Source organism: Bacillus sp. 3255 (genome assembly GCF_031456485.1).
Lineage (GTDB): Bacteria > Bacillota > Bacilli > Paenibacillales > NBRC-103111 > Paenibacillus_E.
Window position 1 is genome coordinate 58,220 of record NZ_JAVDUS010000014.1, and the last position, 14,717, is coordinate 72,936.

General features: G+C 49.3%; 13 protein-coding genes and 1 pseudogene. All 14 read left to right on the forward strand.

What is annotated here, in order from left to right:
* Nucleotides 1-18: 18 nt before the first annotated feature.
* On the forward strand, nucleotides 19-2,079 hold the full coding sequence (locus tag J2X61_RS20820; protein ID WP_274465759.1) for a PAS domain-containing sensor histidine kinase: 2,061 nt from the start codon (nucleotides 19-21) through the stop codon (nucleotides 2,077-2,079).
* 11 nt (nucleotides 2,080-2,090) lie between these two features.
* Nucleotides 2,091-3,401 carry a sigma-54-dependent transcriptional regulator gene (locus J2X61_RS20825; protein ID WP_310190197.1) on the forward strand — a complete coding sequence of 437 codons (1,311 nt, stop codon included), beginning with the start codon at nucleotides 2,091-2,093 and terminating at the stop codon, nucleotides 3,399-3,401.
* Nucleotides 3,402-3,445: 44 nt separating this feature from the next.
* Nucleotides 3,446-4,348, forward strand: coding sequence for an ABC transporter substrate-binding protein (locus tag J2X61_RS20830; RefSeq protein WP_310190199.1), 903 nt, complete (start codon nucleotides 3,446-3,448; stop codon nucleotides 4,346-4,348).
* A gap of 189 nt (nucleotides 4,349-4,537) precedes the next feature.
* A complete protein-coding gene (locus tag J2X61_RS20835) occupies nucleotides 4,538-4,687 on the forward strand; it encodes a hypothetical protein (protein WP_274465756.1) in 150 nt (49 codons plus the stop codon).
* Nucleotides 4,687-5,307: an ABC transporter permease gene (locus J2X61_RS20840; protein WP_274465755.1), complete on the forward strand. Its 621-nt coding sequence runs from the start codon at nucleotides 4,687-4,689 to the stop codon at nucleotides 5,305-5,307. Before J2X61_RS20835 ends, J2X61_RS20840 begins: the two co-directional genes overlap by 1 nt.
* Nucleotides 5,308-5,331: 24 nt before the next feature.
* Nucleotides 5,332-5,964, forward strand: a complete 633-nt coding sequence (locus tag J2X61_RS20845) for an ABC transporter permease (protein WP_310190203.1) — start codon at nucleotides 5,332-5,334, stop codon at nucleotides 5,962-5,964.
* 66 nt (nucleotides 5,965-6,030) lie between these two features.
* Nucleotides 6,031-6,960 (forward strand): ABC transporter substrate-binding protein, encoded by a 930-nt coding sequence (locus tag J2X61_RS20850; RefSeq protein WP_274465753.1) that lies wholly within the window; start codon nucleotides 6,031-6,033, stop codon nucleotides 6,958-6,960.
* Between the two features lie 124 nt (nucleotides 6,961-7,084).
* Complete coding sequence (locus J2X61_RS20855; protein ID WP_310190208.1) at nucleotides 7,085-8,068, forward strand: ABC transporter ATP-binding protein; 984 nt, start codon at nucleotides 7,085-7,087, stop codon at nucleotides 8,066-8,068.
* A complete protein-coding gene (locus J2X61_RS20860) occupies nucleotides 8,055-9,353 on the forward strand; it encodes a lyase family protein (protein WP_310190210.1) in 1,299 nt (432 codons plus the stop codon). The genes J2X61_RS20855 and J2X61_RS20860 overlap by 14 nt, the downstream gene beginning before the upstream one ends.
* The gene (locus tag J2X61_RS20865; protein ID WP_274465750.1) at nucleotides 9,346-10,842 is read left to right on the forward strand and encodes an aldehyde dehydrogenase family protein; all 1,497 of its coding nucleotides are present in this window, start codon (nucleotides 9,346-9,348) and stop codon (nucleotides 10,840-10,842) included. Before J2X61_RS20860 ends, J2X61_RS20865 begins: the two co-directional genes overlap by 8 nt.
* Nucleotides 10,843-10,869: 27 nt before the next feature.
* Nucleotides 10,870-11,988, forward strand: coding sequence for a Zn-dependent alcohol dehydrogenase (locus tag J2X61_RS20870; RefSeq protein WP_310190213.1), 1,119 nt, complete (start codon nucleotides 10,870-10,872; stop codon nucleotides 11,986-11,988).
* A gap of 23 nt (nucleotides 11,989-12,011) precedes the next feature.
* The gene (locus J2X61_RS20875; RefSeq protein WP_310190215.1) at nucleotides 12,012-12,542 is read left to right on the forward strand and encodes a DUF2179 domain-containing protein; all 531 of its coding nucleotides are present in this window, start codon (nucleotides 12,012-12,014) and stop codon (nucleotides 12,540-12,542) included.
* A 128-nt stretch (nucleotides 12,543-12,670) separates the two neighbouring features.
* Nucleotides 12,671-13,978 (forward strand): RNA polymerase factor sigma-54, encoded by a 1,308-nt coding sequence (gene rpoN, locus J2X61_RS20880; RefSeq protein ID WP_310190218.1) that lies wholly within the window; start codon nucleotides 12,671-12,673, stop codon nucleotides 13,976-13,978.
* Between the two features lie 281 nt (nucleotides 13,979-14,259).
* A pseudogene (locus J2X61_RS36415) lies at nucleotides 14,260-14,649 on the forward strand (ROK family protein); the annotation flags it as partial.
* Nucleotides 14,650-14,717 lie beyond the last annotated feature (68 nt).

Sequence of the window (14,717 nt, forward strand, 5' to 3'; positions counted from 1 at the left end):
AAAAAGGGGTGAGAGACGATGGCATTTTTCTTTCAAGCCTTTACCAGCCGGCTAACGCAGAAGTACTTATGGATCTTTTCGCTAGTTTTGATCATACCAACAATCATTATATACCGTTTCATTGTGAATTTCGCGCAGCATACGATGGAGGAGCATATTTCCCGCGACAATTTGATTGCAGCGGATGCGGTCGTGAAGCGTTTGAATGCGGAAATTACTGATGTGGTGCTCCAGCTTCAGCTCATAGCCGGCCAAAATCTCGCATTTCGAACCGATGAAAAAACGATGTACGAGAATGCAAGGCAGACGATTGCCAAAAGCTCCATGATCCATTCCATTTATTATGTTGACAACGAGTCCAAGCTGCGCTTTGAAGCCCCTTTTTCTCCGGATATGCAATCGGTTTCTTTTACCTATCCGGGTCTGGAGCATGTGCGTTGGAGCTATACGTATATGGTCTCCGGGTTGATTCCGAATTCCAGGCAGGAAATGGCGGTGACGATTGCCGTTCCTGTTTACTATAAAGACAGAGTGTTTCACGGTGCACTCGTAGCTGAGCTAAGCCGGGATTATTTATCTGAGATGCTTAGGACGATGAGCGCGAGCCGCGAAGGGTTCAGTTACTTGCTCGATCTGAATGGAAGAGTTATCGCATCTTCAGACGAATCCATTCTTGGACAGGATTTCAGTCAGGATCCTATCGGTGAACGATTGACCGTAGGCGATTCGGACCTGGTTACCAGCTTCTATCAAGGTCGGGAGAGCATCATCGCCTTTCAGCAAATTCGGGATAACTGGGGACTTGCGCTCGGCATTCCCAAGGAACTCGCTTTTCAACCCGTCAAGAGGCTTGGCCAGGCGCTTACCATTAGTTTTTTGTCGATTTTCGCACTGACCTTGTTTACTATTGTTCTGGGAATGAGACAACTGCTTTATCCGATTATACATTTGACCCGATTTGCCATGAAATACAAGCAGGATCATGCCATTGAAACCTCATTCAAGGAACGGGAACAGACGAAGGATGAACTGAGCCAGTTGACCGTCACGATGAAGGCGCTCACGCGGGAACTGGATTTCAAGGAACGTTTTCTTCGAGATGTGATTGAGGGTATTCCTTTTGCGTTGGTTACGATCAATCATGAAGGGGTGGTTACGCATGCGAATGATAAATTTGCGCAGCTGTTTCAAGTTAGGTGGACGGATCCGTCGAATCGGCAAATTTCGGTCATACCGGAACTTTCAGCTATTCCGTCGATCCATGGGGAAACCGAGTTGGCAATTCTTGGAGCAAGAGGCGAGCGAATTATCGTTCGCATCGTAACGGCACCATTCCAAAACGGGATGTTAGCTGTCCTGCAGGATGTTACGCAGATAAAATTGCTGGAAGAGCAGGTCAATCAAAGAGAAAAACTCGCCCAAATGGGACAAGTTACGGCGGGCGTGGCACACGAGTTGAAAAACCCGCTTGCCGTACTGGCCAGCAGCGCGGAGTTATTGAAGGACGAGATGACGGAAGAGTTGCAAAACCCCGAATTGATCCGGATGCTCGTGGCCGATATCGACGAGGAAATTGCTCGGATGAGCGGGATTGTGAATCAATTTCTGTCTTTTGCCAAAACCAAAAATGAAGATGAAACCTGGATCGAAATCGATCAGCTTGTCGATCGGGTGCTTCATTTGCTGCGGATTAAATTTAACGAACTGCACGTCCATGCTGTCAAAAGTTATGCACCCGAATTGCCGCTGACTCGCGGAAAATCGAATAAACTGATTCAACTGTTTTTAAATCTGTTTTTGAACAGTCTTGATGCGATGCCGGGCGGCGGCGTTCTGAAGATTAACATAAATGTGAGAAAGCCGTACCTGGAAGTAAGCATCGAAGATTCCGGACAAGGCATTACCCAAAGTGATATGCAATGGCTGTTTAATCCGTTTTTCACCACTAAGGAGCAGGGCACCGGCATCGGCCTGACGATCGCGAGTGAGATTATCCAAGAACACGGAGGAGAAATCCAGATCGAAAGCGTGCTTCACGCAGGGACGACAGTCATTTGTAAATTTCCAATACGGGCGTAGGAGGAAGCTGAATGACACACAGAATTCTGGTAGTAGACGACGAAGTGAAGTTATGCCGGAATATTGCCATCAAATTGGAACGCTGCGGCTATCAAGTCGACACAGCCCACGATGGCAAGACGGCTATCGGTCTGATAGAGCGGCTTACCTACGGAGCAGTCATCTTGGACTATATGCTCACGGATATGACCGGACTGGATGTGCTCCAGGCGATTAAACAGAAGCATCCGTATTTGCTCGTTTTTATGCTGACCGCATACGGAAATGTGGAAAATGCAGTAATGGCGATGAAGCTCGGCGCTGCAGACTATTTCAACAAACCGATTGAATTGAAAGTGTTGGCCGAAAAGATTCAGACGGTTCTGCCGCTAACGGACACTGAAGAATTTACGGGCACTATGGCATTTGTAAGCGACAGAATGAAGCAAATTCGCGAGATGCTCGAGCGGGTCAATCAAACCGATGCCAGCATTTTGCTGCTCGGAGAGAGCGGAGTCGGCAAAACGGCGCTTGCTAAATGGGTTCATCAGATGAGCCATCGCCATCAGCACCCGTTTATATCCCTCAATTGTGCGGCGATTCCGGAGAACCTGTTGGAGAGCGAATTGTTCGGCTATGAAAAAGGGGCTTTCACAGGCGCGATCGATACGCGCATCGGCAAATTCGAGGCAGCCAATCAGGGCACCATTTTCCTAGATGAGATTGGCGAGATGTCCCTTGCAACCCAGGCAAAGCTGCTGCATGTCATCGAAGAAAAGCGGATTATACGGCTTGGAAGTCATCAAGAGCGCCAGGTGGATGTACGCATTATTGCCGCGACGAACCGGAATATTCAGGATTTCGTACGCAGCGGCAAGTTTCGCGAGGACTTATACTACCGTTTGAACCTGGTGGAAATTGTTTTGCCGCCGCTGCGCGAACGTAAAGAGGACATCAAGGTGCTTATCCAACTAAAGTTGAAGGATCTCAATTTGAAATACGGCAAATCGGTGACTGCCTCCGATGAGCTCAAAAAAATGCTTGAAACTTTGCCTTGGCAAGGCAACATACGGGAACTGTTCAATGTGCTGGAGCGGATGCATATTATGAAAACGACCGGCCATCTGCATATCGGAGATTTGCCTCCCAATCTTTCGGATTCCATTGAAACGAAACCAGTGGAATCTCCGGCCGGCAAGCTGCAAGACGTGCTCGAAGAGGTCGAGGAAAAGATGATCGAGGACGCGCTGCTCCGCGTCAAGGGAAACCAGACGAAAGCAGCGGATCTGCTGGGCATTTCCCGTAACACGTTAATCCATAAAATGAAGAAGATCAAACGATGACGAAATACAAATTGTTATGTAGCTCGTTGTTGGGGGTTCTACTGATGGCCTTCCTATTGTCCTGTAACCGCGGAGCCTTGGATGCGCCAAATGTAAGCCATAAACCGCTTCCTCTCAACAAAACGAGAATAACGGTCGGATCCAAGTCGATAACGGAGCAATATTTATTGATGAAAATGACCTCGCTTGTGCTGCGTGAGCACGGATATCCGGTGAATGAGATGGTTACACTCGATAGCGATGCGGTCCGCTCTGCGATGGAGGCGGGGGTCATCGACTTGTATTGGGAATATACGACGACGGCGAGGCAATATTATCAGAAACAAGCTGTGCTGTTCGATCCGGACGAAGTGTATCGAGCCGTCTTGGCATCCGATGCGGAGAAAGGGATCGTCTGGCTGCCGCGAAGTGAGTTTAACAGCAGCTGGGCGCTGCTGATGCGGGACGATATCGCGCGGCAGCTTGGCATTCGGACCATATCGGATCTGATTCGCGTTTTTGAGGGGAACCGGGCTTCAATGAAGTTCGCCACGAACGATGAATACTTGCAGAGGGAAGATGGCGTGAAACGGCTTCAGGAAATTTATGATTTTACCATCCCCCGCAATCAAATTGTTGCCATGGATACAAGCCTGCTGCCGCAGGCTGTCAAAGAGTCACGTGTAGAAGTAGTGATTGGTCTTGCCACCGATCCCCGGATTAAAGAACTTCATCTGGTGGTTATCGAGGATGACCGGCATTCGTTTCCGCCGTACCACACGGCTCCGGTTATTCTCAAAAATACGCTCGATCAAAATAAAGAGATCAGCGATATCATCAGACCCATTGCTCAAGTCGTCAATAATAGCAATATGATGGAATTGATGTACCAGGTCGATATTCTGCATAAGGATGTGACCCAAATAGCCCGCGAATTTTTGCTGCAAAATCATATTTTGAATCGATGAACACGGAAAATAAACCGTGTTCTTTTTATATTGAAATTGCGCAATTTTTTTACAGTTTGCCGTAAAAATTTTGTGCAATCGCTTACAAAATCGGAGCCTCATATGTTTATTTGCTTATTCAACGTCGGTTTTTTCTATTGGCACGCTTCTTGCTCTGTATATAGTCATCCAAATAGAAGAGGTGACAAGATGAAAATTACTGCAAGCGATATCAAACATAATCTGCTTCCTTTGGACTTGCCTTTCAAAGCATCGGATACGACGGGGCTCGGTATCGAACTCGATGAAGAAGCGCTTGAAAGTTATGATTACAAGCACGTGTATGTAGGTGAAAGCTGATGAGCTATTTATTCAACAATTGGGAAAAGGTAGGGGCCTTGTTTGGAGAACACGTCCTCTTGACGTTTACATCGCTCGGGATGGCCTTACTGTTCGCTTTTCCGATCGGTTTCTTGGTCGCGAAGTACCGGCGGCTCCACACGCCGGTGACCGGTATGCTGGGCATCGTGTATACGATACCGAGCATGGCGCTCTATGCGGCATTGATTCCGTATACCGGACTGGGCGTCAAAACGGCAACGATCGGGCTCGTCGCTTATGCCCAGATGATTTTGGTCCGGAATATCATATCGGCCATTAAAGGCATCGATCCGATGATGCTCGAAGCGGCCAAAGGAATGGGCATGAGCAAATGGCAAATCGTTTGGAAAATTGAGATGCCGCTGTCCGTTCCAGTCATTCTGGCTGGAATTCGAATTGCAACCGTATCCATCATCTCGATCGGGACCATTGCAGCCTGGATCGGTGGAGGCGGATTGGGAACGCTTATTTTTCAAGGCTTGAATCATCAGCATACCGGCAAAATTATTGCGGGAACCATCGCGATTACGTTGTTGGCCATCGCTGCAGATGGTTTGTTTAGATTGATTGAGAAGCTGCTTCGTCCGAAATTGGCGTAGCGCTGCTAAAGGAGGTAACCATCCGTGCTTCGGAAAGAAATTCAAACGTATTTTCAAGAAAACGCTTCCGTATTTTGGAGCAACTTGCTTAGCCACCTCGTACTCAGTCTCACGGCCGTAGGCGTCGCGCTGCTCATTTGCGTTCCGCTTGGCATCTGGATTTCCAGAAAGCTGGCAGTGGCCAACTATATCATTAACGGCATCAATATGTTCCGTGTCGTACCGAGTCTCGCGATTCTGGCTTTGGCCATGCCGGTGCTGGGGGTTGGTTTTTTGCCCGCGCTGCTTGCTTTGATCGTGCTCGCTTGTCCACCCATCATTATTAACACCTATGTTGCGTTTCGCGAAATCGACGCTGGTGTCAAGGAAGCCGCCAAAGGAATGGGCATGACGCCGCTGCAGACGGTGTTCAAAGTCGAGTTTCCGCTTGCTCTTCCAGTTATGCTGGCAGGCGTTCGCTCGGCTTCCGTGGAGGTTATCGCGAGTGCGACGCTGGCCGTATTGATTGGCGGAAGCGGGCTGGGCAGCTATATTATCAATGGCGTCAGCATGATGTCGAAAAGCTACTTGCTCATTGGAGCTGTACCCGTCGCGTTGTTGGCGATCGCAAGCGAAAGTGTATTCGCTTACATTCAAAAGCGTTTGAGTTATTACTGATAAATGATCAATGCAGCCCACAAGGCGATTGAAAAATTAAATCTATTTGATAAAGGGGACATTCATATGAAAAAACGCATTTTGGTACTATCCGTTCTAACGATTACAGCAGTAGCACTGGCTGGCTGCGGCAGCACGAAGACAGCTTCAACGGACGGAGCCTCGTCAAGTAAGCTTGCTCTGACTGTCGGTTCCAAAGATAACACGGAAAACCATTTGATTGGCGAGATGTATGCCGAAATCTTCGAAGATATGGGTATTAAAGTAACGCGGAAGTTAAGCCTGGGAGGTACGGCTCCGACATTTGAAGCGTTGAAAAAAGGCGACCTGGACATTTATCCGGAATATACGGGGACAGGCCTGACGGTTATGCTCAAGCAGCCGGTGGAGAAGGATCAGAAGAAGGTGGAGCAAACGCTGGCCGACGGCTTCAAACAATGGAACCTCACGTGGCTGGATTCGGCACAAGAGAACGCCACTTACGGCTTTGCAGTGAAGAAAGAGACGGCTGACAAATATAAGCTTGTAACGATCTCGGATCTGGCTGCAAATTCTAACGAGCTAACACTTTCCTATCCGCAGGAATTCGATGTACGCGAGGATTCGCTGCCTGGATTGCAAAAAGTATTTAAAGATAAAGGCGGTTTCAAGTTCAAGAAGCAATTCCAGATCGATTACAGCCTTCGTTACAATCCGTTGAAAGACGGGCAATCGGATGTGACGGTTTCCGTAGGAACCGACGGACAAATTGTCGGCATGGGATTGGTCCAGCTGAAAGACGATGTAGGCTTCTTCCCGGCTTATCAGGTAGCGCCGCTGATTCGCAATGAGAAGCTGAGTGCGGAACCGAAAATTAAGGATCGCCTGAATCAATTATCCAAGCTGCTGGATGACAAAGCCATTCAAAAATTGAACTGGCAGGTTGACGGTCCTGAGAAGCAAGAAATTGAAGATGTAGCCAAAACATTCCTTAAAGAAAACAAACTTATCAAATAGCGCTGAAGTCGCTTTGCTTACAATACAAGCAATGTTGTACATCGATGGGGGAGTGGACGGAGGCTAGATCCAGCCTTCGCACTTCCGTTCTGTCAATTTGAATTTCTGATGAGGTGAGTAACTGATGAGCATTAATTACAAACAGGTGTTTAAACAGTATCCAGGTGCTATGGCTCCAGCTGTCGACCATGTCAATTTATCCGTCCAGGAAGGCGAGTTTATCGTCTTCCTGGGTCCTTCGGGATGCGGAAAAACGACGCTGCTCAAGATGACCAACCGATTGTATGAGCCCACTTCGGGCACGATCGAGATTGACGGGACGGACATCATGGCGATGCAGCCGGAGACGCTGCGCCGCCGGATCGGTTATGTCATTCAGCAGAATGGGCTGTTTCCGCATATGCGGATCGAAGATAACATTGCCGTAGTTCCACGCCTGCTTAGCTGGAATGAGAAGGTGATTTCCGAGCGTATCGACGAGCTGCTGGAGATGGTGCACCTCGATCCGAAAGTTTTCCGCAAACGGCTGCCGAGCCAGCTGTCCGGCGGCCAGCAGCAAAGAGTCGGCATTGCCCGCGCACTGGCCGCCGATCCAAGCATTCTCTTAATGGATGAACCGTTCGGCGCGATCGATGCCATCACGCGGCTCAGCTTACAGGATGAACTGCGGCGCATTCAGCGCAAGACGAAGAAAACGATTCTTTTCGTTACTCACGATGTGGATGAAGCCTTCCGGCTTGCCGATCGAATCGTGGTGATGCAGAGCGGTCGAATCGTCCAGTTCGATACTCCGTATGCGATAATTACGAGCCCTGTCAATGATTTTGTGAAAAAGCTGGTCGGCGACAGAGACATTTACCGGCGGATGAATCTACTCAAAATCAGCGACATTCTTGATGTGAAGAATTGGGAAAAAGGGCCTGTCGTCAGCAGCTACGATGTCGTTCAGCTAGAAGAAAGCGTGAAGGATGTATTCACCCGTTTGGTTGAAACAAGAGTAAAGGAACTGACGGTTGTCAATCACATGAATTGCCGTATAGGGACAATCGATATTGATACGATCCTGGATCAAATGGAAGAACACGGACGTACTTATGCGGGAAGTTAATGATGTGTTCGGATCGCTGCATATCCCGGATGATGCCTTGTACGGCATACAGACGGCGCGAACGGTCGCCAATATGAGCTACTCAGGCCGGACCCTGGCGCAATTTCCTGCTTACATTCGCGCGCTCGCAGCTGTGAAAAAAGCGGCGGCAATCGCCAATTCGCAAGACGGGACGATCGGCGAACCGATCAGGGACGCGATCATCGCCGCTTGTGATAAGTTGATCAAAGGCGAGTATACGGATCAATTTCCCGTAGACGCCTTCCACGGCGGCGGGAGTATCGGCATCAACATAAACGTGAACGAAGTGATCGCCGGTCTGGCGGGGGGAGATGTGCATCCCGCGGATCATGTGAATGCGTCCCAATCGACAGCCGACGTATGCCACACGGCAATTCGTATTGCGCTCATTGAGTCAGCGAAGTCGTTAAAGATGAACTTGCTTCGCATCATAGCAACGCTAGAAGCAAAGGCATTGGAGCTGGAGCCGGTAACAACGATCGCCCGCACCTGCTGGCAGGACGGGATGCGCGTATCGGCAGGGGTTTTGTTTCAGGCGACGGCATCTGCGTTGTGGCGCCGGCTGGAAGCAGTGGATCATGCGGTGGATGGCATTCATCACATCAATCTGGGCGGGACTGTGATCGGCTCCGGCACAGGAGCCAGCTTGAATTACCGTCAAGCAATTGTCCCTGTGCTCGCCGAAATAACAGCGCTTCCTCTGCGATTGCGGGCGAATCTGTATGATGCAGCGCAATATCCGGACGATTTAGGCCGTTTGTCAGCAGAAATTCGGCTCACATCAGCAGTGCTCGTAAAATTGGCCAAAGATTTGCGGCTGCTCGCTTCAGGCCCCGAAACCGGATTATCCGAGCTGACGCTTCCTGCGGTGCAGGCAGGATCCTCCTTTTTTCCAGGTAAAGTCAATCCGGTCATTCCGGAAACGGTAATCCATTGCGGTCTGCTGATCGGCGGCAATGATGCGATTATCCAGTCGGCGGTAGAGCTCGGCGAGGTGCATTTGAACTTGGCTGACGGTTTCATCGGCACGCTACTGCTCGACAGTATACAGATGCTCGCCCGCACGGCAGATATATTCGATTATCGGTGCTTGGCCGGTATCACGGTCAATGAAGAAACATGCAAGCGTTACGCAGACAGTTTCATTCCGCTGATCGTTGATTTGAAGGAAACATACGGGTATACACAGGTAGCGGAGTGGCTAAAGCAATGGAAACCGGAGCAGATCATTGTAAAATTCGGGAGGAGAGAGAAGCATGAGTAACATTCGGCATGCCCGATTGGACTGGGCAAAGGATTGGTTAAAAATAACGAAATCTCTATATATTGGCGGAGAATGGGTGGAAGGCAGAGGCTCGCTGCTTAGCTCGATCAATCCGGCTAACGGGCAAGTGCTTGGGAACTTCCGCGGCGCGAATGAAGAAGATGTGAACCTGGCGGTAGCTGCCGCACGTCAGGCGTTTGAGCAAGGGGAATGGAAGTCGATGTCCCGCAAAGAACGGGGGCGCGTCATGTGGCGGATTGCCTCGCTCATTCGCGAGCATCATGAGGAGCTGGCGACGTTAGAGGCGCTGGACAACGGAAAGCTATACAAGGAAGCTTATGCGGATGACGTGACGGAAGCCGCCGAATTATTTGAGTATTACGGAGGCTGGGTAGATAAATTCTATGGCGAAGTGAACCCGGTAGAGGGCAATTTTACTAGTTTTACAACCAAAGACCCGATCGGTGTATGCGGTCAAATCGTACCTTGGAACTTCCCGATCGTTATGGGCGTCTGGAAGCTGGCTCCAGCGCTGGCGATGGGCAATACGGTCGTATTCAAGCCGTCAAGCACGACGAGCTATTCGATCATCCGTTTATTTGAAATCATTCATGATTCCGGTCTTTTGCCGAAGGGGACGATCAACCTCATTCTCGGCGAGGGCCGCATCGGTTCCTATATAACGCGTCATATGGGCGTAGATAAAGTCTCGTTTACCGGAAGCACGGGTGTCGGCAAGCAGCTCGTTCACGATTCCGCGGATTCGAATCTGAAGCCTGTGACACTTGAGCTTGGCGGCAAATCGCCGAATATTTTATTCGCCGATGCGCCGAATATGGCAGCGGCAATCGAGCGTTCCTTTTACGGACTATTCACGCATAAAGGGGAAAAATGCTCCGCTCCCACGCGGCTGTTTGTGGAAAGGCCCATCTATGAAACTGTCGTTGCGAAACTTGCCGAGTTTGCGGACAGCTACCGCTTGGGTGACCAATTCGACCCGGATGCGAATCAAGGCCCGCAAGTATCCAAAGCGCATATGGAAAGCATCCTAGGCTACATTCAAAAAGGTGTCGACCAGGGCGCCCGCATTGCTGCTGGCGGCTATCGGGACATAGAAGGCGACAATGCCAATGGTTATTTCGTCCGGCCAACGATCCTGGCCGATGTGACGAATGATATGATCGTGGCACAAGAAGAGATTTTCGGGCCTGTGCTCGTTGTGATTCCTTTTGATACAGAAGAAGAAGCGGTTCGGCTTGCGAACGACTCGATCTACGGTTTGGCCGCAGGACTATGGACGAACGATGTGTCAAGAGCGCACCGGGTTGCGAAGCAGTTGGATGCTGGACAAGTGTTTGTCAACCGCTATGGCTGTTACGATTACGCGAGTCCGTTCGGAGGGTTTAGACAAAGCGGCTGGGGCAAGGAATACGCGATACATTCCTTAAGTTCTTATACCAAATCGAAAGCGATCTGGATCGCTCATTAAACTATTGTCTTAGGAGGACGTCGCATTATGAAAATGAAAGCAGCCGTCATGACAGAAATCGGGAAACCGCTAGTGATTACGGAAGTCGATCTTGCCCCGCCTCAGGCGAATGAGGTGCTAGTCAAAATAGAAGCGACAGGCGTCTGTCACAGTGATTACAATGCACTACTTGACGAAACGACGCCTATCCCGACGATTCTAGGTCATGAAGGCGCCGGAATTGTCGTTGAAGTCGGACCGAATGTCAGAACCGTCAAGCCTGGCGATAAAGTGGCCTTAAGCTGGGTGCCGTTTTGCGGTACCTGTGAATTTTGCCAGACGGGCAAAGTGAATTTGTGTGAGTCCGCGTTCGGCCCGATGTTCGCGGGCACGCTGCTCGACGGCACAACGCGCATTAGCAAGGACGGCAAACAGGTATATCACAACTCCTTGTTGTCCACCTTTGCCGAGTATACGGTTGTTCCTGAAATGAGCTGCGTCAAACTGCCGGATGATATGCCTTTTGCGCAAGCTTCCTTGATCGGCTGCGGTGTCGCGACAGGCTACGGAGCCGCTGTCCGCGCGGCGGAAGTGAGACCCGGCTCGACGGTCGCCGTCTTCGGCATTGGAGGCGTAGGCGTGAATGCAATTCAGGGCGCGCGGATTGCCGGCGCTTCCAAAATCATCGCATGCGACTTGAAAGAGCAAAATCTGGAGATCGCCAAGAAGTTCGGCGCCACGCATACCGTGGGCGTCGGCGATGTCAACGCCGCCGAGGCGCTGAAGGAGCTGACCGGTGGCTTCGGCGTTCATTATGCCATCGATTGTACGGGCAATACGCATGCGGCGACGTCCGCCTGGCAGGGTACGCGCAAAGGCGGCACGACCGTGGTGATCGGCGCGTTCAATCCGAAAAAGGAGTTGGCGCTTCCGGCAGGAGGCTTTCATCGCGTCGGCAAAATTTTAAAAGGAAGCTTCTATGGCGATGTGCATCCGTTCCGGGATTTCCCGATTATCGCGCAGCTCTATTTGGAGGGCAAATTCCAGCTGGATGAATTGGTGCTATCCCGCATTCACCTGGACCAAATTAATCAGGCGTTTGACAGCTTCCACGACCATTCTTGCGTCAATGTCGGCCGTAACGTCATTGAGTTTGGAGGGAAATGAATGAGCTATTCCATTTTATCCCGATGACGACACTGTTGATCATTCTCGTCCTGCAAGTGATTTACGTCTCCATGCTGACAATTCGCTTTATCCTGATGGTCAAAGGATTTCGCTACGTCGCGGCCTTGATGAGTGCGGTCGAAATCGGAATCTATGTCATCGGCTTCAAAATCGTGCTGGATCATTTGGACGAACCTGTCAATTTGATCGTGTACTGTCTAAGCTATGGGCTGGGTGTCCTGATCGGAACGAAAATCGAGGAGCGGCTTGCCCTCGGGTTTGTCACCGTGCAGGCCGTAACGAAAGCCGAGTTCAGTTATATAGCTGAGGAATTAAGGTCCAAAGGCTATGGGGTTACCGTATGGCAGGGTGAAGGCAAGGAAGGTGCTCGGTGGGTCATTTCCATAGTCATTTCCCGCAAGGAGCAGCAGCGGCTTTATCATGAAATATTGCTCAAAGACCCGCAAGCATTTGTCGTTTCTTATGAACCGAATATGTTCCACGGCGGTTTTTTATCGAAAAGATCGGCTTGGAACCGTAATCGCCATGTATAACGCAAGAGCCGATGTTCTTCATTGAACACCGGCTGTTGCAGTAATTTCACGCAAATATCCAGTATCATTTCGCAATTGATTCTTTTACAATAAATCTTAATAGAAGTTTGGTATAGGGGTGTCACATGATGATTCTGAAACTTGCAGCCGAAGCGACACAAACGACCCAACTGAATCTAACGCCTCAGCTAAAGCAATCGATTTTTATTTTGCAAATAGCTTCGGATGAACTGGTCGATTTTATTCAAAATAAAGCGACAGATAATCCGTTTTTGGACATAGAATGGCCCTCCACCGGCATTAACGGCAGTAATAAAGGTGGGACGGCGGGCATCGACCATAAGGATCGCTGGTTGAACAACTTGAGCAGGCCGGGTGAAACGGCAGAGACGGCGCTGTTAGCTCAGCTGAGACTTGCGAATATACCTAAGAGCACGCTTGCAATTGCTCAATACTTGGCGGGGAATTTGAATGAATCGGGATACCTGGAGATTTCCGTAGATGAGGCTCTGGCGGCTTGCCATGCTGATGAAAAGGAAGTTTTGTATGCGCTTGCGTGCCTTCAAAGCCTGGAACCGGCCGGGATAGCAGCGCGGGACTTGAAAGAGTGTTTGCTGCTGCAAATTCAGCGGGACTCAAGCCCGGACCCATGGGCTGCAGAATTGATTGTTAATCACATGCAAGAGTTGGCTAATGGAAACCGAAAGCAGTTGGCGGATAAACTGGACATCTCCATTGATATACTACTGGATGCGATCGCGTATATTCGCACATTGAATCCAAGGCCCGGTCTTGCGTTCGGCCATCAACAGCAATCCTATATCCAGCCGGATGCAAAAGTCCAGAAAGTTGACGGCGAGTACGCAATTACGATGACAGATGCCTTTCTCCCGAAAGTCATAATGAACAAGGAATACCGCTCGCTTTTTACGGGAAATATATCAGGAGACATATCCGCTTATGTGCGAAACCAGCTCCAGGATGCAGAGCAACTGTTGTGGGGATTGGCTCAAAGAAAAATAACGCTGCGCCGGGTCATTGAAATTATCGTGAAAGAACAGAACGCGTTCTTGGAAAAAGGTGTCAGCTGCTTAAAACCGATGAATTTAAAAGTAGTTGCTGCCCAATTAGGGCTTCATGAGTCGACGATCAGCCGTGCTGTACAGAATAAATATATTCTTACACCACAAGGCGTGTATGCATTGAAGTACTTTTTCCCGTTCGGTGTATCAACGGTAAGTGGTGAAGAGGCTTCGGCCGAAAGCATCAGAACTAAAATTAAACTGCTTGTGGAACGTGAAGATAAGAAAAGGCCATTATCTGACCAACAAATGACCGATTTACTGAATAAAGATGGCATTCAAATATCACGGCGTACGGTCATGAAGTATCGTGAGGAGTTGAGAATTCTCTCATCCAGGCTTCGTTCATATTGAACGACGAAGTTGTCCATTTATATAGCTATGTATACGGCTGCGGAATTGAACACGGAACATAATCCGTGTTCTTTTTTTGTTTTAAATTGCACAATTTTTTTACAGTTTGCTGTAAAAAAATTGTGCAGCCGCTCACAAAATAAATGCCACGTATGCTTATTTGCCTATTCAATGCCTATTTTCCTATTGGCTTGCTTCTTGCTATGTATTTAGTGAAAAAGAAATAATAGGTTCAACTAATAATCATTGAAAAAGTGGAGGCAGGATGATATTTGCACATAGTGATTGACTTTGGGGGGACGGACATCCAAATCGGTTTGGTCCAAAATGGGACCGTAATCTCAAAAATGAGATTACCGGGCCTATCGCATGGAGGGCTTTTAAGACGTCTTTCGGATGTAATAGGATCCATCTATCAATTACTTTCCCATAGCAAATCTTCCATTTCCGAATGTACGGGGATCGGGCTAGCAGCGCCGGGAGTGGTGGATCCAACAAGCCGAACCCTATTATCGATTAACGATAAATATTCGGACGCTGTAGGGTTTCCTTTTGAACAGTGGTTTGAAGGGGTATTCGAATTGCCTTGCATCCTTGAAAATGACGCCCGGGCTGCGCTGCTTGGTGAAACTGCCTATGGCGTGGCGAGAGATGAAACGGATGCCGTCTTGATAGGAGTTTCACGATTGCTTGAAATGATGCAGTCCCAAAAAACGGTTCACAAAGATAAAAGGAGAGT

Excerpts from the sequence above, each read along its gene's own strand:
- J2X61_RS20820 (WP_274465759.1), top strand. The coding sequence starts at position 19 with ATGGCATTTTTCTTTCAAGCCTTTACCAGCCGGCTAACGCAGAAGTAC.
- J2X61_RS20830 (WP_310190199.1), top strand. The coding sequence starts at position 3,446 with ATGGCCTTCCTATTGTCCTGTAACCGCGGAGCCTTGGATGCGCCAAAT.
- J2X61_RS20840 (WP_274465755.1), top strand. The coding sequence starts at position 4,687 with ATGAGCTATTTATTCAACAATTGGGAAAAGGTAGGGGCCTTGTTTGGA.
- J2X61_RS20865 (WP_274465750.1), top strand. The coding sequence starts at position 9,346 with ATGAGTAACATTCGGCATGCCCGATTGGACTGGGCAAAGGATTGGTTA.
- rpoN (WP_310190218.1), top strand. The coding sequence starts at position 12,671 with ATGATTCTGAAACTTGCAGCCGAAGCGACACAAACGACCCAACTGAAT.
- J2X61_RS20875 (WP_310190215.1), top strand. The coding sequence starts at position 12,012 with ATGACGACACTGTTGATCATTCTCGTCCTGCAAGTGATTTACGTCTCC.
- J2X61_RS20870 (WP_310190213.1), top strand. The coding sequence starts at position 10,870 with ATGAAAATGAAAGCAGCCGTCATGACAGAAATCGGGAAACCGCTAGTG.
- J2X61_RS20860 (WP_310190210.1), top strand. The coding sequence starts at position 8,055 with ATGCGGGAAGTTAATGATGTGTTCGGATCGCTGCATATCCCGGATGAT.
- J2X61_RS20850 (WP_274465753.1), top strand. The coding sequence starts at position 6,031 with ATGAAAAAACGCATTTTGGTACTATCCGTTCTAACGATTACAGCAGTA.
- J2X61_RS20855 (WP_310190208.1), top strand. The coding sequence starts at position 7,085 with ATGAGCATTAATTACAAACAGGTGTTTAAACAGTATCCAGGTGCTATG.
- J2X61_RS20835 (WP_274465756.1), top strand. The coding sequence starts at position 4,538 with ATGAAAATTACTGCAAGCGATATCAAACATAATCTGCTTCCTTTGGAC.
- J2X61_RS20825 (WP_310190197.1), top strand. The coding sequence starts at position 2,091 with ATGACACACAGAATTCTGGTAGTAGACGACGAAGTGAAGTTATGCCGG.